Below are 17,482 nucleotides of genomic sequence, written 5' to 3'. Positions count from 1 at the left end.
CCCCGCCATTACGGCGGCGTCGGCCCGCTGACACCGACCGAGATTCATACGATCGACGCGATTGGCCGGGAAGATGGCATTCTCATGAGCGAATTGGCCGCAAGACTCGGCATCACCAAGGGAGCGGCTACGCAAATTATCGGACGGCTGGAGGCGAAAGCGCTCGTTCGCCGCACCCCTCATCCGGGCGATTCGCGGAGCGTCATCGTCTCGCTCGCGGAGCAGGGCAAAGCCGCCCACAAAGCGCACGAGGAGCTGCATAGAAGCTTCTACAATCAGCTTCGCGCGGAGCTGGGCGCCGAAGGGATAAGTACGTTCGAGGAAGGGATAGAGAAATTCATTGCTTTTCTGAAAAAATAGTGCTTTCTCTTTTTTTGCTCTTTTAGTTTAGTTTCGAAACTAAACTATTGATAGGGACAATGCAAGCATAAGGACTGAGGTGACGATCAAATGGGTCTGAACGAGCATTCCAACGGGCATTCCAAATCTAACCGATGGATGAAGCTCTCGATTTACATGGGGGCCTTTATTTCGCATTTTACCGCCGGTATCGTGAACGTGGCGCTTCCCGGGCTGTCCGGAACGTTTCAAACCGATCTCGCAACTGTGCAGTGGATTACAACCGCCTATCTGTTGGTCATCAGTCTATGCCTTCCGTTGATGGGCCATTGGGGGGATCGGCTCGGGCATCGCACCGTCCATAATCTCGGCTACTTGTTATTCACGGTTGCCTCCGTGCTTGTCGCATTTGCGCCGCATGTTACCGCCTTAATCGTTTGTCGGGTCTTGCAAGCCGTTGGCGCTGCGATGTTTCAGTCCACGAACATGGCGCTGCTCACGGTTCACCTGCCCAAGGAACAGCGGGGACGCGCATTAGGGGTATTGAGCACGGCTGTTGCGCTGGGCGCTATGACAGGGCCGATTGCCGGGGGGCTCATCACGGAATGGCTGACGTGGCGTTGGCTGTTTGTCATCCATGTTCCGGCGGCCGTTCTGGCGACGTTCCTGGCTTACCGCTATATTCCGGACCGGCAGACGACGAACAAAGCGCGTTCGTTTGACGGCGTGGGAGCGCTTTGTTTTGCCGCTGCCATCGGCTTTCTGATCTTCGGGGTTTCCCGTGGCGGCCAGGCGGGCGGATGGAGCTCGGCGCAAACCTGGATGCCGTTCATCATCTCGGGCATCAGCTTGCTGGTTCTTCTGCGCTGGGAATCCCGGCATCCTGAGCCTTTTTTGCCGGTTCACTTGATGCGCAAGCCGATGCTTGGCGTCGGCCTGGCCGTCAGCTTGATTTCTTTCGCGCTTGCCAATGCCGTGCTGGTTGCAGCCCCATTTTATTTAATGACCTTTGCCCGGATCAATCATGCCGCTCTCGGTTATGTCATGACCGCATACCCCATTTTGTTGGCGGTGACAGGCCCTTTGGCCGGGAGCTTATCGGACCGCTGCGGCCCCAAGCGGCTGATCGTCTCGGGCCTGGGCGCCATGGGGGCGGGATCGCTGCTCATGGCTTTGTTCTTGGACAGCTTATCCCTGCCGGGAATAATCGTGGTGTTAGCTTTGTTCGGAACGGGCATGGGGCTGATCGCTTCCCCGAACAACAGCTTGATGATGAACCTCACGCCGGCCGCCTACAGCGGCGCCATGGGCAGTATAATCGCGTTGACCCGGAACGTGGGCATGGTGCTGGGGGCGGCCGTCGGGCTCGGGTTATTGAGCGGTCAGACCGAAGAGGGCTTGCGGCACGAAGCGGACGCTTTTTATACGATTTTCGTTCTTAACCTGATCTTAAGCCTCGCTGCGCTTGCCGTATTCGTGCTTGTAGCCTTAAAAAGCCGGCGGCTTGCGGCGTCCGGCATCGATTCTTAGGAGACGTGGATTAAGCAAAAGAAAAAATCCCTCCAGTGTTCGGCGCGCTCCGCAGGAAGGCGGACACCGGGTTCCGTTCCCTCTACAATAGGAAACGAAACGGAGGGAGGAATCGTGAAATGCGTGCAAAATCCATTATTTTTACTTCGGTCCTGATCGGTTATGTCGGTCTTGGCATTCTCAATCCGCTCGTCGCTCCGCTAATCCGCGAGCTCGGACTTTCGGAAACCGATGCCGGCTGGATTGTAGCGGCTTCCTCGTTCATGGTGCTGCTCACTTCGGCGTTCTGGGGAAGCTGGAGCGACCGCATCGGACGCAAGCCGGTTCTGCTGATCGGCCTGACGGGAATGGTCGCCAGCTTCGGCATGTTCGTCGCGGTGACCGAGCAAGGCCTGGACGGAAAGTTCCAGCCAGCCGTATTGTTTACGCTGCTGCTTATCTCGCGCCTGCTGCTGGGAGCCGCGTTTCCGGCCGTCCTGTCGTCCAGTCAAGCGTATATGGCGGATATTACGACGGAGAAGGACCGCGCCGCCGGCATGTCGTTGATCGGCGCTGCCAACGGCCTCGGTCTTGTCGTCGGTCCTGCGGTCGGCGCGCTGCTGACCGCCCTGAGTCTGCTGGCCCCGATCTATCTCGCGGCGGCTCTGCCTTTGCTCGTCATGCTCTGGGTCGCCTTCGGCATGGCGAATTCCAAGCCGCAGGCTCACGGCCGGCAGAAAAAAACGCTGCGCAAAGAAATACTTCCTTACCTTGCGGTCGCGATGATCGTCATGATGGCGTTGATCCAGACGCAGGTGACCGCCGGATTTTATTTTCAGGATAAGCTTGGCTTGTCGGCGACCGAAACGGCGCAAGCCGTCGGCGCAGCTCTGTTCTGCATCGGCTTCATGATGGCGCTGGTCCAGTTCACGGTTGTCCGCAAAAACCGGCTGACTCCCTTGAAATTACTGCAATTCGGCGTCCCGGTCTTCACGATCGGTCTTGTGCTGCTCGTAAGCTTCAGCCATATCGCCCCGTTCTTTGCCGCTTTCGCCCTGATGGGGATCGGTGTGGGGCTGGCGATTCCCGGCTTCACCTCGGGAGCTTCCTTGGCCGTAGCCAACCATGAACAGGGCGCTGCCGCAGGGTTGATCGCCGCAGCCATCGGGATCGGATCGCTTCTCGGCCCGTTGACCGGCACGTTCCTGTACCGGATTAGCCCGGAAACGCCGTTCTGGCTCTTGATCCTGGTGCTTGCACTGCTCACGGGCTACGTGTGGAGCGGCCGGGGAATTCAGGGGAAACGGCAGGCCGTGGTTGACTAATCAAATGAGAATTATTATCATTTGAGAGGAGGATGAACGACAACCGAGTGAGAGGATTAAGGTGCTGCCGATGATAGCTGCGGATTTTCATCAAATCTACAATGCGTTTTTCGACGGCTTTCAATTGTCACGCCGTTATGCGGACCGGACCGAGCAGCTGCCCGTGCCGCGGCATGCCGGAGAAGGTGCGCTGCGCCGGTTCGTGCCGCGACCGGATCTGGAGATCGTCATTTCGGATTATACGCTGTCGCGGAACCGTCAATTTCAGCTGCGCACGGATTCGGCGATGGTCGAGCTTAGCTTTTGCCTGCAAGGGAAGCGGGAGCTTCATATCTCCGGCAGGAGACACGAATTTCGCTCGAACCGCTGCACGCTGCAGCTGATGGACCGGTTTCACGCGCATTTTGACTTCGTCGGGAACCAGCCGATGCTTGCAGTAGGCATTGGGATTCCTGTCGTGACGTTCGACCGTTTTATGGAAGATTTTGAAGGAAAGCGCGCCGTCGATTTTGCCAAGCTGGTCGATCGAAGTCCGTTCCGTCTCTTCGAGCAGGCGATCGAGCCTGCGGCTTCCGTCATCCTGCAGCAGATGCTGGATGCCTCCTACTCGAACGGGACACGCAAAATTTATATGGAAAGCAAGGCGCTGGAGCTGCTTTCCCTGTCGTTTCATACGCTGCTGTGGGACCGCGAGCCCGACGATAAGCATATCCGGTCGAAGCTGAGCAAGAACGATCTGGAGAAAATTCGCCAGGCCCAAGAGGTGCTGCTGCACCGCATGGATAGTCCGCCTTCGCTGCTGGAGCTGTCCAGAACGGTCGGTCTTAACGATTTCAAGCTGAAAATCGGGTTTAAGGAAGTGTACGGACATACGGTATTCGGCTATTTGCGGGAGAAGAGGCTGGAGAAAGCGCTGCTGCTCTTGCAGAAGGGGCAGGTCAACGTGAATCAGGCCGCCTGCGTCGTCGGCTATTCGAATCCGAGCCATTTTGCCGAAGTGTTCCGCGAGAAATACGGGTTCAATCCCGGCGAGCTCGTCCGCAAATAACGGGCCTTCCGCGTCTGACCGCCAGAGGAAATTCCTTTGGCGGTTTTTGCTGCGCATTAAAAATCCCGGCAACCGCAGAAAAAATCCGTGCAGGGGTGGATGAGCGGACCATGATACGGTAGCATACCATTTGTTGATAATGAGTATCGTTATCAATTAATCAAGGGTACAAGCCCCGCAAGGACCGGCGGCAAAACACAAAGGAGGGCCAAAAACATGCACAGACGAGTCTGGTTATCGCTTCTGCTACTGATTGCGATCGCCGGAATGATGGCCGGATGCACGGCAAGCGACCCGGGAGCCGGCGCTTCAGGGGATCAGACTAAGCCCGAGGGGACGGCGGCGCAAGCTTCTTTTCCGAGGACGATCAAGCATATGAAAGGGGAAACGGTGATCAAGGAGCGGCCGGTAAAAATCGCGGCGCCTTATCTCACTTTTGTCGACGATTTGGTCGTCTTGGATGAAATTCCCGTCGCCGCACAAGGGATGGCGATGATGAGCAGCTTCCCGAATTTAAAGAAAAAGCTCGATGGGAAGCCCGTAATCGATCTCGGCAAAGAAGTGAGCATGGAGAGGCTGCTCGCGTCGCAGCCGGATTTAATTATTGCCTCCAACGATATGGCCGATCAATACGACCAGCTCAGCCAAATTGCGCCGACGGTTATTTTTCCGTACACCGAGGATTGGAAGGGGACGCTGCAGCTGATTGCCGGGGCCATCGGGAAGGAAGAGAAGGCTGCGGCCTTCCTGACCGAATTCGACCGCAAGGCGAAGGAGTATAAAGCGAAGCTGGCGGTCCGCAGCGGGGAGACGGTCTTGTTTGCAATGTACGGCGGGAAACAATTCATCACCTTCAATGAGCAGCGCGTCGCCGATTTTTATAAGGAGCTTGGACTAAAGCCGGTGCCGGGCAACGAAAAGGGCGGGTCCCTGTCCCTCGAAACGCTTGCGACGATGAACCCGGATCATATTTTTATCGTCAACAACTACGCTACGCCGATTGAAAAGGGCGTCAAAGAAACGCTGAAGGACAACGCGATCTGGAACGGAATGAAGGCTCCCAAAAGCAATCAAGTCTATTATATTGAGGACTCGTCCATCCTCGGACCGATGCCGCTTGGCAAAATGATTGCGATCGAAGAAGTGATGAAGGCGATGGGGAACCGGTAAGGGGCTACGGTTGCGGCGACCGGAAGCGGATCTCCCTCCTCTTCGTAACCTCTATGATCTTAGTTGACCACTTTCTCAACACTCTGGCCCTTGCGATACGCAAGGGTGTTTTTTTGTTAACTAACATGACACGAGGGTGTGGTCCATGAAAAATTGTACTCTATCGCTTCAACTATGATATTTTTCTTTCTTTTGCTTTTTGTCTAACCCGGTTTAAGGCCGTCATGCCGGACGAGCGCAAAGACGTCCGAAAATGAGGAGACGATTTGACAAGTAATGAGTACGATATTCCATGGTTTGCCGGAAACCGGGCTTATATAATTCACTTGTAACAATACATTACACCGAACAACCGGAGGGTGAGGCGGACAAAAAGGGGGGGGTAACCCTCTATCAATTGGTGTAAGAAAGACGGACGGTTGACTTTCCAGTATGATTCCAATGCGGATGAGGAGGAAAAGCATGCGTTATATAGTCGGAGTAGATGTCGGTGGAACCTTCACCGATGTAACATTGGTCGACACCCGCTCGGGAGAGATCTTAAACCACAAAGTTCCCTCCACGCCGGATGATCCGTCCCGGGCCATCATGAACGGCGTCGAGCAAATTCTTGAGCTGAACGGAGTTTCGGTGTCGGAGGTCCGGTACCTGGCCCACGGCACGACAGTGGCGACCAATTCGCTGATCGAGAGGAAGGGGGCGCTGACAGGACTGCTTGTCACCGAAGGGTTTCGCGATTTGCTCGAAATCGGACGTCAGACACGTCCCGGTCTGTATGATTTTTTCAAGGAAAAGCCCGAGCAGGTTATACCCGGTCATCTGCGCTTGGAAGTTGACGAGCGTCTGTATGCGGACGGCAGCGTTCGCAAGCCGCTGGACCCGGACAGGCTGCGGGAAGCAATTGAACGATTGAAGCAGGAAGGCGTGCAGGCGATCGCGGTATGCTTCCTGTTCTCCTATCTGAACCCGGAGCACGAGAAGCAGGCGGTTGAGGAGATTCGCCGTCAATTCCCGGAGGCCTACGTTTCGGCTTCCCATCAGGTGGTTCCCGAATTCAGGGAATACGCCCGGCTCAGCACGACGGCTTTGAACGCTTACCTTGGTCCGGTGATGCAGCGCTATATGGAAAATTTCCAGCAATCTGTCCGCAAGGCGGGAATTCCGGTCGATCCGTACATTACGCAGTCGAACGGAGGCATCATTTCGATCCAGGAATCGGTATCGAATCCGGTGCGCACGGCGGTTTCCGGACCGGCGGCCGGGGTCGTGGCGGCTTCTCATCTGGCCGAGCTGACCGGTTACAAAAATATGATTACGTTCGATATGGGGGGCACTTCGGCGGATTTTAGCCTGATCGAAAACGGCGAGCCGAAAATTTCGATGGAACGGGAAGTCGAAGGGTTCCCCGCCCGCATTCCGATGCTGGACATCCACGCATGCGGCGCCGGCGGCGGATCGATTGCCTGGCTGGATGCAGGCGGCGCGCTAAAGGTCGGACCGGAAAGCGCCGGATCGATGCCCGGGCCGGCGGCTTACGGGAGGGGAGGAACCCGTCCGACCGTAACCGACGCCAACGCTATTCTCGGGCGCTTGAATCCGGACGGCATTCTTGGCGGCAGAATGACGCTCGATGTGGAAGCGTCGAAGCGGGCCGTGCAGGAGCATCTTTGCGTCCGGACGGGCCTGTCGCTGCTGGAGGCGACCATGGGCATCCTCACTGTCGTGAATGCCAACATGACGCGGGCGATCCGCCTCATTTCCGTCGAGAAGGGCTACGATCCAAGGGAATTTACGCTCGTTTCCTTCGGGGGCGGAGGCGGTCTGCATTGCGGAGCCCTAGCCCGTGAGCTCGGCATCCCAAGGATACTGGTTCCGCCGTCCCCGGGCACCTTCTGCTCCCTCGGCCTCTTGGTGACCGACGTCCGTTCCGACTATGTACGTTCGATGCTGCTCGAATCCACCGGCGGCAGCATGGAGACGATTCGCGGATTGTTTTCCGCCATGATGCAAGAAGGGGCGGCCATGCTGGAGAAGGAAGGCATTCCGGAGCCGAAGCGCCGGTATGTGCTGGGGTTGGATTTGCGCTTCAAGGGGCAAAATTACGAATTGACCCTGCCTGTCGAATGGTCCGAGCTGACGGACGATGGGGTGCAGGGGATCCTGACGCGGTTCCATGAACAGCATGAGAAACACTACGGCTACTCCAACCGGTCGGGGGTTATCGAATTCGTGAACTATCGCGTCACGGCTCTCGGCGAGCTGCCCAAGGCGGCGCTGCGCCGGACGGAGGAGAGCGGCAGCCGGTCCGTACAGCCGACCTCGCGCCGGGAAGTTTACTTCGCGGAGACGGATCGTCCGGGGTATTACGATACGCCCATTTATCAACGCAGCGAGCTGGTTCCCGGCGACCGCCTTGCGGGTCCGGCCATTATCGAGCAGATGGACTCCACCATTCTGATTCTGCCGGGGCAAACCGCAGGTGTGGACCCGTACCGCAATCTGGTGATTCATACCTTTGGCGAGGAGGAACAACGATGAAACGGATAGATCCCATTACGCTGGAAATCGTCGGCAACCTGCTGCTTTCCGTTGCGGAGGAAATGGGCGTGACGTTGGTGAAAACCGCCTACTCCACCAATATTAAAGAGCGAAAAGACTGTTCGACGGCCCTGTTCGACGCCAAGGGGCGCATGATCGCACAAGCGGAATACGTGCCGATGCATCTGGGGTCGATGCTCGGCGTGGTCGGCGAGGTATTGAAAAAGTTTCCCGTCCAATCGCTTCGTCCGGGCGATATGTTTGTCACCAACGATCCGTATGCGGGGGGCGGGACACATCTGCCGGACATCACCATGGTATCGCCCGTCTTTCTCGGGGACCGGCTGGTGGCGTTCGTAGCGAACATCGCGCATCATTCCGACATTGGCGGAATGGTGCCGGGGAGCGTGTCGGCGCATTCGGATAACATTTACCAGGAAGGGCTGCGGATTCCGCTGGGGCGGATTTGCCGGGCGGGCGAGCTCGTTCAGGAGACGTACGATTACATTATTCTGAATACGCGGACCCCGGTGGAACGGAGCGGGGACCTGGATGCGCAGATCGCCTCGAACATTGCCGGGACCAAACGGATGGCGGAGGTCGTTCGGAAATACGGGCCGGATTATTTCGCGGAATGCACCGATGCGCTGCTCGATTATGCGGAGCAGCTGATGCGCGCGGGAATCCGTACGCTGCCGGAGGGAACCTATACGTTCGAAGACTATTTGGACGACGCGGGGGCGAATTCGGATACCCCGATCCCGATTCGGGCTGCGATCACGATCGAAGACGGTACGGCCAAGGTGGATTTTACGGGAACGAGCCCGCAGGTGCCCGGACCGCTGAACATGACGTATTCGGGGCTGCTGACCACGGCCTTCTACTGCTTCAAAGCCGTGGCCGGACAATCGATCTTTGCCAATCACGGGATATACCGGGCGCTTCAAGTGACGGCGCCGGAAGGGACGATCGTCAACTGCAAGCTGCCTGTTCCGGTAGGGCAGCGGATCGATACGGCCCAGAGGGTTGTGGACGTGATCCTGGGCGCGTTGGCTCAAGTAGCGCCCGACCGCGTCCTGGCGGCTTGCAACAGCGTCGTGACCTCGGCTATTTTCTCCGGCACGAACCCGAAAACCGGCAACTATTTCGTTTATCTGGAAACGATTGCCGGAGGCGCGGGGGCACACTCCCGGGGGGACGGGCTCAGCGGCGTTCAGGTGCATATGACCAATACGTCGAACCTGCCCGTAGAGGCATTGGAAAGGGAATACCCGGTCCTGGTGGAACGGTATCAGCTCAGGACCGATTCGGGCGGAGCCGGGCGGTTCAGGGGAGGCCTCGGTATTCAAAGAGACTTCCGTATCTTGAGCGACGGGATGAGCTATACGGGTCTGGGAGACCGTCACAAGTTCGCGCCATGGGGCTTGGAGGGCGGCAAGAGCGGGAGCCCGGGCAGCTTCTGGGTGTCTTTGAACGGAGGCGAGCCCGAGCGGCTGGGATCGAAAATCTCCGGCATATCGCTGAACAAAGAGGATTTGGTCCGTGTCTGCTCGCCGGGTTCGGGCGGTTACGGAAACCCGTATGATCGCCCGGCTGAGTCCGTACTCAAGGATGTGCGCGAGGGGAAGGTTTCTCGCCAGGCGGCGGAAGCCGATTACGGAGTTGTGCTGGTATCCGACTCAACCGGTCTGCGGATCGACGAGCAGGCGACGGCGGAGCGCAGAGCGGGGGCTAAGGCTTAGAGGGGGCGAGCAAGCACATGAAGCTGATTGGCATCGGTGACAACGTTGTCGATTATTACCAGGATCAGGGTCTGATGTACCCGGGAGGGAACGCCCTGAATGTGGCGGTCGCCGGCAGGCGGAACGGGGCCGAGGCCAGCGCTTATTTGGGCATCGTAGGAGACGATGCGGCTTCGGAGCATGTGGTGAGCTGCCTGAGGGAAGAAGGTATCGACCATGCCCGTCTCCGCAGAGCGTACGGTCCGAACGGCGAGGCGGTCGTCGCCTTGAGCGGGGACGGCGACCGGATTTTTATCGGAACGAATCGCGGAACCCGTGTACAGTCCCTGTTGACGCTCCGCCTGACGCAGGACGATCTGGACTATATTAACGAATTCGACGTCGTGCACACGAGTGTGAACAGCGATATGGAGCACGAGCTGCACCGGTTGGCGCACAAGGCGCTTTCGTTTGACTTTTCCACGCCCAAGCGCTGGGATGCGGCCTACTTGCGGCAGATTTGCCCTTATTTGACTTATGCTTTTTTCTCGGGCAGCGACATGTCGCCCGGTCAAATCCGTTACTTGTTCGAGGAGGTTCACCGGTTGGGCGTCCGGGTAGCGGGGGTGACGAGAGGAGCGGAGCCCGCGATGTTTTCGGTAAACGGCGTCGTCTACAAGCAGCCGCCGGCGGCCGGCGGCGTTATCGTCGATACGATGGGGGCGGGCGATTCTTTCATCGGCGCCTTCCTGGCATCTTATCACGAGCATCGGGATATGAACGAGGCGCTGCTTCGGGCTTCCCGGTCGGCGGCTCTCACCTGCGGGCATTATGGCGCGTTCGGTTATGGCAAGAAAAAATAACAACAATCCATTCAGGAGGCTATGGCCATGACAAATTCCATGCCTTATACCAAGGCCGATTCTCAACTGCATCAAATCTTCGAGGCTTACAAGCAAAGAACGATCAAACGCGTATTTTTCGTGGCATGCGGCGGCTCGTCCGCCCTGATGTATCCCAGCAAATATTTCCTGGACTGCGAGTCCAAACATATTACTGCCGAAGTGTTCAGCTCCAATGAATTCATTCACCGGAATCCGCAATCCCTGAACGAGCATTCGTTGGTCATTTTGTGCTCGCATAAAGGCAAAACGCCGGAAACGACGGAGGCCGCCAAATTTGCCAAAAGCAAAGGCGCTCTGACCGTTTCCCTGATGTATGTGGAGCATGCTCCGCTCGCAGACGAATCCGACTTTATCGTCAACTACAGCTGGATTTCGGCAGGCCATATGGAGCCTCACCCGGAAATCATGAACTATGCGATCCTGTATAAATTGTCCATGGGGCTGCTGTATATCAAAGAAGGCAATCGCAAGTACGAAAAGCTGCTGAGCAGCTTGGACAACCTGGGCGGCGTCTTTGAGAAGGTCATGAAGCAGCATGAGGAACAGGTGAAGGCTTATGCCGAGCAATATAAGGACGAAAAAATCATCTACACGATGGCCAGCGGAGCGAATTACGGGATGGCCTACTCCTTCGCGATCTGCATCTTGATGGAGATGCAGTGGATTCATTCCCATGCGATTCATGCCGGGGAATTTTTCCATGGGCCGTTCGAGATTCTGGATAAGGACGTTCCGTTCATTCTGTTGATGGGCTTGGACGAAACGCGTCCATTGGAGGAACGGGCGTTGGCGTTCTTGGAGCAGTACGGCGAGAAGCGAATTGTGATCGATGCGAAAACCTTCGATCTGACCGGGATTGACGAAGAGGTGAAAGGTTACTTGGCCCCGCTCGTCATCAACTTCGTTCTGCGCATGTTGGCCCTGGCGTTGTCCAAAGCCAGAAACCATCCGCTGGAAACGCGGCGTTACATGTTCAAGGTACCTTATTAAGGCCAACCGGCAACCGTTCAACGGTCACGGCTTAGCGCGGGCTTCCGCCGGGCTGTGACCATTATTTTTGTCATCGCGAATCAGACGATATTGCAACAAAAACGAAATATCGTCATAGAAAATAACGCCGAAGAAGCCGGCCCTATGCAAAGCGTGCTTTTTGTCCAAAAGACAGGATGAATTTACAACGAAAACATACACCGTTACATGGGATGAAAGGTGACACAATAATATAATAGGGCTAGAAAGAGAAACGATGCGTTTGACTAATGCCTTCTTGAAATAGGACATCGGTGCGGGGGATCCGGCGGCGGTTGAACGAAGCGGAGCGTTTGGATTGTTGATAGCGTTATCAAAGCGTTAAGGCTGGGAGAGATACTCATGAATCATATTCTGCTGAGAATCAGCAACCTGAGCACGGAATTCAAAACGGAAAAGGGCGTATTTCCGGCGGTTAGCGGCGTGGATTTAACGATCAACAAAGGGGAAATCCTGTGTATCGTCGGCGAAAGCGGCAGCGGAAAAACGGTGGCCTCGCTTTCGCTGATGCAGCTTCTTCCCGCATCGGGGAAAATTGCATCCGGCGAGATCTGGTTCGAAGGCCGGGATTTGCTGAAAGTCAAGAAAAAGGAAATGTCTCAAATCCGGGGAAAGGCCATTTCCATGATTTTTCAAGATCCGATGATGGCCCTGGACCCTGTCTATACTTGCGGCAGCCAATTGATCGAGGCGCTGCGCATCCATAACAAGATATCGCGATCCGGCGCGTTCGACAAGGCGTTGGAGCTGTTGAAGCACGTGGGCATCGCTCACCCCGAAAGAGTCATGCATGCCTATCCGCACGAGCTGTCCGGCGGGATGTGCCAGCGGATCATGATCGCCATGGCGCTCTCGTGCAGCCCCAGGCTGCTGATTGCCGACGAACCGACGACGGCGCTTGATGTAACCGTCCAGGCGCAAATCCTCGACCTGCTGAAGAAGCTCCGGGACGAAATGCACATGAGCATCATGCTGATTACCCACGATCTCGGCGTCGTTGCGGAGATGGCCGACCGGGTGGCGGTGATGTATGCCGGCAAGGTCATGGAAGAGGGGGACGTCAGGTCGATCTTCCGGAACCCGCAGCATCCGTATACCCAAGGCTTGATTCGCTCCATTCCCCACTTGGATCAGGCGAACGAAAAGCTGTACAGCATCAGCGGAGCCGTGCCGAGCATTAACTCGATGCCTGAAGGCTGCCGGTTCAGTCCGAGATGCCCGGATGCCGCCGAGATATGCAGCAGGCAGGAACCGCAAATGTTCCCGACCGGCGGCGGCTGCAGGGCCCGCTGCTGGAAATCGGATCCGGCCTTGAAGGAGGGCGAAGCGGGATGAACGACAAGCTTCTGGAAGTCAGCCATGTAAAAAAATATTTCCCGCTTAAAAAGGGCCTCTTTGCGAACCGGCACGGCTATGTGAAAGCGGTTGACGATGTCAGCTTCTCGATCTTCAAAGGAGAGACCTTCGGACTCGTCGGCGAATCCGGCTGCGGCAAAAGCACGCTGTCCCGCGTTCTGATGCGGCTGACCGATGCCGACAGCGGCGAAATCCGGTTTGACGGCAGCGATCTTTTGAAGCTGAAAGGCAAGGAATTGAGAAGACAGCGCCGGAAAATGCAGATGGTGTTCCAGAAACCGTTCGAATCGTTAAACCCGAGAAGGACCGTAGGCGAGATTATCGGGGCGCCGTTCGAGATTCACCGTGAGGCCGCCGGCCCGGACAAGGAACAAAGGGTGAAGCGCCTGCTGGAGCTGGTCGGATTGAGCCCTCACTATATAAACCGCTATCCGCACGAATTTTCCGGCGGTCAACGGCAGCGGATCGGCATCGCACGGGCGATTGCTTTAAATCCGAAGCTGGTAGTGTGCGACGAAGCCGTATCCGCTTTGGACGTGTCCATTCAATCGCAAATTCTTAATCTGCTGAACGAGCTGCAGAACGAATTCGGTCTGACCTACTTGTTCATTTCCCATAATTTATCGGTGGTCAGGCATATGAGCAGCCGGATCGCCGTCATGTACCTCGGAAAAATCGTGGAGATCGCGGATGCGGGGGAGCTGTATGCCAATGCCAAGCATCCGTACACGAAAGCGCTGCTGTCGGCGATTCCGATGCCTGACCCCGACTTTGCCAAGGAGCGCATTATTTTAAGCGGCGACGTTCCAAGCCCCGTCAATCCGCCGGCGGGCTGCCGATTTTGCACCCGGTGCGCGGAAGCGATGCCGATCTGCAGCGAAGTCGCGCCCGATTTTATGCAAATCAGCGACAAGCATGCCGTGGCATGCCATTTATATGAAAACGGCGGGAATCCAACCGGTTCTACAGATAGAGGGTGATCGAATTGATACGTTATTTGACTGGTAAAATGGCGCTCGTTATCGTTCAGGTGCTGATCGTAGGCACTTTGGTATTTTCGCTGATCCATCTTATGCCGGGCGATCCTGCCGTCCTCGTTCTTGGGACCGAACGCGGAGGAGACGCGGCCGCCGTCGCGGAAATGCGTCATACGCTCGGCTTGGACCAGCCTTTGATCAAGCAGTACGGGGAGTGGCTGGCCCGTTTTGCCCAATTGGATTTGGGCCAATCGCTTTTTGACAAAACCCCGGTCAAAACGTATATTTCGCAAAGGCTCCCGAATACGATCGAGCTGGCGCTTGTCTCCATCGTTCTCGCAACGTTAATCGGGGTTCCGCTCGGGATTGCCGCTGCCTTGAAGCGGCAGAGCGTCCTCGATCTGATCCTTTCGTCTCTGGCGGCTTTGGGCGTTTCGTTTCCCGTCTACGTTCTCGGCGCGTTTATGATTCTTCTCTTCAGCTTCAAGCTTCAATGGCTGCCTGCCAGCGGCTTTGTCGAATTTGCCGATAACCCCGGCAAGCATATGCTGCGTCTGGCGATGCCTTCCTTGACGCTGGCGTTGGGCCTGGCCGCTTCGATTGCCAGAATGACGCGCTCGTCCATGCTGGAGGTGCTGAACAAGGAGTTTGTTCAGACGCTTCGGGCCAAAGGGTTATCCGAGTGGTCCATCATTTCGCGCCATGCTTTCCGCAATGCGATCATTCCCGTCATCACCGTCATCGGCCTGCAGCTCGGCAACCTGATCGGAGGCACGGTGCTGATCGAATACCTGTTCAACTGGCCGGGCATGAGCACGCTATTGGTGAAGTCGATCGCGAACCGCGACTATCCTCTGATTCAAGGCTGTATCGTCGTGATGTCCGCATTTTTTATCGTCGTGAACATGCTGGTCGACCTGCTGTACGGCTTGATGGACCCAAGGGTGCGCTAAGACGCGACAGCAGCGAACGGTTGACGTGTTTAACGTAAGGAGTGGGAATATGCTGAAAAAGTGTCTGAGGAACAGAACGTTTGTAGTCAGCGTTATCGTTCTGCTTCCGATTCTGGTTATTGCGGCGATCGGGCCGTGGATCGTTCCCCATGACCCGCTGGAAATCAACCCCAATCTGGTGCTGAAGCCGGCTTTGCCGGATCATCCGTTCGGCACCGACGAATTCGGCCGGGACATCTTAAGCCGGCTGATTTTGGGGATTCGCCCTTCGCTTACCGTGGCGCTGGGTTCTACGCTGCTGGCATTTGCCGTCGGGCTGCTGCTCGGCATTGTAGCGGGCTACTTTCGGGGAATCGCGGAGAAAACGGTGATGCGGGCCGTGGATATCGTCCTGTGCTTCCCGCCGATTTTGCTGGCCTTGATGGTGGTAGGCTTCTGGGGAGCGGGGATTAAAAACCTGATCATGATTATCGGAATTGTGTATGCGCCGCATTTTGCCCGCATTGCCTATTCATCGACCCTGCAGATCAAGAAACAGGAATATGTCGAGAGCGAGCTGTCGCTTGGAGCTTCCCATACGCGGGTGCTGTTCGGCTGTATTTTGCCCAATATCATGTCTCCGCTCATCATCCAGATCAGCCTGACCATCGCAGCGGCGATTCTTCTCGAATCGGGGCTCAGCTTCCTCGGCTTGGGCGTCGTTCCTCCCGAGCCTTCGTGGGGACAGATGATCGGCCAATCGCGGGGCTATATCAGCTTGAATCCGATGTATGCCGTCTGGCCTTCGCTCTGCCTGGGGATCACGATCCTGTCCGTCAATTTGCTTGGAGACAGCTTGAGAGATATCCTGGACCCGAAATTGAACCGTTCCTAGCTTTGGTGATAAGGATTGTCATTCCGAATGGCTGTCCCTATTATAAATATTAAAGGGAGGTTTTGCAGCATGTTAAAGCGTTTGTCAAGAGTGGCGGTTCTGATTCTGATCGTTGCGTTGATCGGCAGCGGCTGCGGAGGAGCGGGACAAAATGCCGCCGGGCCGGAAGGCTCGGATAAAGGAGCCGGCCAATCCGGCGGCAGCCTTATCTTCGGCCTGTCCGGCGAACCGACCGCCATGGACCCGCTTGTGCAGAACGGGACTCACGGCAGAACGATCAAGCTGAGTCTTTATCGGGGGTTGGTCAATTACGACAAGGACGGCAAGCTGAATCCCGAGCTGGCCGAGTCGTATACGGTGTCGGCGGACAAGAAAACGTACACGTTCAAGCTGCGCGACGCCAAGTTTCACAACGGCGATCCGGTTACGGCGGAAGATGTTAAATACACCTTCGAACGAGTCGCCAACCCGAAAAACAACGCAACGTTCCGCAACGAGCTGTCCGTCATAGACAAAATCGAGGCGGTGGATCCTAAGACCGCTGCGATCACGCTGAAAGAGCCTTCCGCTCCGTTCATCCATTATTTGGCGCTCCCGGAATCGGTCATCGTATCGAAAAAGTGGACGGAGGAAAAGAATGGCGATTTGAATGCGGCTCCAATGGGGGCAGGCCCGTATCAGTTTGTCAAGTGGACAAAGGGGCAGGAGTTCGTCGTGAAAAAATTCGAAGGCTATTATAAAAAAGACAAGCCGAAGCTGGACACGATACGTTTCGTCTTTTATCCCGACGAGAATACCAGGGTTAACGCGCTCAAGGCGGGGGACGTGGATTTGATCGATACCGTTCCGTGGAAGGATGCCGTCGCGCTGGAGCAGGACCCGAAGCTGAAGCTCGACAGCGTCAGCGGGCCGTTCATGCAATTGCAGTTCAATACGCAGTTTGCGCCGTTCAGCGATCCGCGGGTGAGAAAAGCGATCTCCTACGCGATCGACCGCAGCACGATTATCAACACGGCGTTTAACGGACGCGGAAAACCGATCTACGGCATGGCGATCCCGCAGGGCTACATGGGCTACGATGAAAAGTACGAGAATTATTTCGAGCATAATACCGAAAAAGCCAAAAAACTGCTTGCGGAAGCGGGCTATCCGAGCGGCTTTAAGGCCCGGCTGCTGGCTACCTCCCAATTTGCGTATCATCAACAGACGGCGGTCGCCGTACAGGCCGAGCTGAAGAAGGTCGGCATCGAGGTCGAGCTCGATCTGCCCGATTGGGCGACCCGGGTGAAGAAGAATACGGAAGGCAGCTACGACTTCGTTGTCGCAGGCACGGCCGGCGATATTACGGATGCGGATTGGCTCAGCAACTTCTACACCGGTGGCCCGGCGAGGCTTAACAATTCGGCATTTTTCGATGACGCCGAAATCAACAAGCTGCTGATCGACGGCAGGAAGGAACAGGACGAGACGAAGCGGAAAACGATTTACAACCAATTGATTAACCGCGCGCTGGATTTGTCGCCGTTCGTCTATTTAACCTGGCGCGAGCAAGGCTACGGCATGAAGAAGGAGGTCGGCGGCTTCAAGAACATGCCCGGTTTCTTGTCTTTCCAATCGGGGATTACGCTGGAAGACGCGTTTATGAATTAAGGTCTCGGTTATCAAGGCAGCTCCCGGCGCACCTTCTGGGGGCTGCTTGTTTACCCGAAAAATCTTGATGGGGAAGCGGGACTCAAGT

14 protein-coding genes are annotated in these 17,482 nt (G+C 56.3%); all 14 read left to right on the top strand.

Annotated elements, in window-relative coordinates:
• A partial coding sequence (locus tag PEH01S_RS27780) for a MarR family winged helix-turn-helix transcriptional regulator (protein WP_164828057.1) occupies positions 1-360 on the top strand: 360 nt, incomplete at its 5' end.
• A 90-nt stretch (positions 361-450) separates the two neighbouring features.
• Entirely contained in the window at positions 451-1,869 is a 1,419-nt protein-coding gene (locus PEH01S_RS27775) for an MFS transporter (RefSeq protein ID WP_127489363.1), read from the top strand.
• A 119-nt stretch (positions 1,870-1,988) separates the two neighbouring features.
• Positions 1,989-3,173 carry an MFS transporter gene (locus PEH01S_RS27770; RefSeq protein ID WP_025850509.1) on the top strand — a complete coding sequence of 395 codons (1,185 nt, stop codon included), beginning with the start codon at positions 1,989-1,991 and terminating at the stop codon, positions 3,171-3,173.
• Between the two features lie 70 nt (positions 3,174-3,243).
• Positions 3,244-4,221, top strand: coding sequence for a helix-turn-helix transcriptional regulator (locus PEH01S_RS27765; protein WP_127489367.1), 978 nt, complete (start codon positions 3,244-3,246; stop codon positions 4,219-4,221).
• A 216-nt stretch (positions 4,222-4,437) separates the two neighbouring features.
• On the top strand, positions 4,438-5,391 hold the full coding sequence (locus PEH01S_RS27760; RefSeq protein ID WP_025850507.1) for an ABC transporter substrate-binding protein: 954 nt from the start codon (positions 4,438-4,440) through the stop codon (positions 5,389-5,391).
• Positions 5,392-5,853: 462 nt separating this feature from the next.
• On the top strand, positions 5,854-7,929 hold the full coding sequence (locus PEH01S_RS27755) for a hydantoinase/oxoprolinase family protein (RefSeq protein WP_127489361.1): 2,076 nt from the start codon (positions 5,854-5,856) through the stop codon (positions 7,927-7,929).
• Positions 7,926-9,671 carry a hydantoinase B/oxoprolinase family protein gene (locus tag PEH01S_RS27750; RefSeq protein WP_127489359.1) on the top strand — a complete coding sequence of 582 codons (1,746 nt, stop codon included), beginning with the start codon at positions 7,926-7,928 and terminating at the stop codon, positions 9,669-9,671. The genes PEH01S_RS27755 and PEH01S_RS27750 overlap by 4 nt, the downstream gene beginning before the upstream one ends.
• Positions 9,672-9,688: 17 nt before the next feature.
• Positions 9,689-10,513, top strand: a complete 825-nt coding sequence (locus tag PEH01S_RS27745; RefSeq protein WP_025850504.1) for a PfkB family carbohydrate kinase — start codon at positions 9,689-9,691, stop codon at positions 10,511-10,513.
• A 27-nt stretch (positions 10,514-10,540) separates the two neighbouring features.
• On the top strand, positions 10,541-11,545 hold the full coding sequence (locus PEH01S_RS27740; protein ID WP_025850503.1) for an SIS domain-containing protein: 1,005 nt from the start codon (positions 10,541-10,543) through the stop codon (positions 11,543-11,545).
• A 381-nt stretch (positions 11,546-11,926) separates the two neighbouring features.
• Entirely contained in the window at positions 11,927-12,919 is a 993-nt protein-coding gene (locus PEH01S_RS27735) for an ABC transporter ATP-binding protein (protein WP_127489357.1), read from the top strand.
• Positions 12,916-13,920: an ABC transporter ATP-binding protein gene (locus PEH01S_RS27730; RefSeq protein WP_025850501.1), complete on the top strand. Its 1,005-nt coding sequence runs from the start codon at positions 12,916-12,918 to the stop codon at positions 13,918-13,920. Before PEH01S_RS27735 ends, PEH01S_RS27730 begins: the two co-directional genes overlap by 4 nt.
• 5 nt (positions 13,921-13,925) lie before the next feature.
• A complete protein-coding gene (locus PEH01S_RS27725; RefSeq protein ID WP_025850500.1) occupies positions 13,926-14,870 on the top strand; it encodes an ABC transporter permease in 945 nt (314 codons plus the stop codon).
• Positions 14,871-14,919: 49 nt separating this feature from the next.
• On the top strand, positions 14,920-15,744 hold the full coding sequence (locus tag PEH01S_RS27720) for an ABC transporter permease (RefSeq protein WP_127489355.1): 825 nt from the start codon (positions 14,920-14,922) through the stop codon (positions 15,742-15,744).
• A 69-nt stretch (positions 15,745-15,813) separates the two neighbouring features.
• Positions 15,814-17,394: an ABC transporter substrate-binding protein gene (locus PEH01S_RS27715; RefSeq protein ID WP_127489352.1), complete on the top strand. Its 1,581-nt coding sequence runs from the start codon at positions 15,814-15,816 to the stop codon at positions 17,392-17,394.
• The last annotated feature ends 88 nt before the right edge of the window (positions 17,395-17,482 follow it).

The organism is Paenibacillus ehimensis NBRC 15659 (assembly GCF_004000785.1).
Lineage (GTDB): Bacteria > Bacillota > Bacilli > Paenibacillales > NBRC-103111 > Paenibacillus_G > Paenibacillus_G ehimensis.
The sequence above is the reverse complement of the archived record's forward strand: the minus strand, read 5'-3'. Positions and strand labels throughout refer to the sequence as shown.

Coding starts and splice junctions, on each gene's coding strand:
- PEH01S_RS27760 (WP_025850507.1), top strand. CDS start 4,438: ATGCACAGACGAGTCTGGTTATCGCTTCTGCTACTGATTGCGATCGCC.
- PEH01S_RS27775 (WP_127489363.1), top strand. CDS start 451: ATGGGTCTGAACGAGCATTCCAACGGGCATTCCAAATCTAACCGATGG.
- PEH01S_RS27735 (WP_127489357.1), top strand. CDS start 11,927: ATGAATCATATTCTGCTGAGAATCAGCAACCTGAGCACGGAATTCAAA.
- PEH01S_RS27715 (WP_127489352.1), top strand. CDS start 15,814: ATGTTAAAGCGTTTGTCAAGAGTGGCGGTTCTGATTCTGATCGTTGCG.
- PEH01S_RS27770 (WP_025850509.1), top strand. CDS start 1,989: ATGCGTGCAAAATCCATTATTTTTACTTCGGTCCTGATCGGTTATGTC.
- PEH01S_RS27765 (WP_127489367.1), top strand. CDS start 3,244: ATGATAGCTGCGGATTTTCATCAAATCTACAATGCGTTTTTCGACGGC.
- PEH01S_RS27745 (WP_025850504.1), top strand. CDS start 9,689: ATGAAGCTGATTGGCATCGGTGACAACGTTGTCGATTATTACCAGGAT.
- PEH01S_RS27730 (WP_025850501.1), top strand. CDS start 12,916: ATGAACGACAAGCTTCTGGAAGTCAGCCATGTAAAAAAATATTTCCCG.
- PEH01S_RS27750 (WP_127489359.1), top strand. CDS start 7,926: ATGAAACGGATAGATCCCATTACGCTGGAAATCGTCGGCAACCTGCTG.
- PEH01S_RS27740 (WP_025850503.1), top strand. CDS start 10,541: ATGACAAATTCCATGCCTTATACCAAGGCCGATTCTCAACTGCATCAA.
- PEH01S_RS27720 (WP_127489355.1), top strand. CDS start 14,920: ATGCTGAAAAAGTGTCTGAGGAACAGAACGTTTGTAGTCAGCGTTATC.
- PEH01S_RS27755 (WP_127489361.1), top strand. CDS start 5,854: ATGCGTTATATAGTCGGAGTAGATGTCGGTGGAACCTTCACCGATGTA.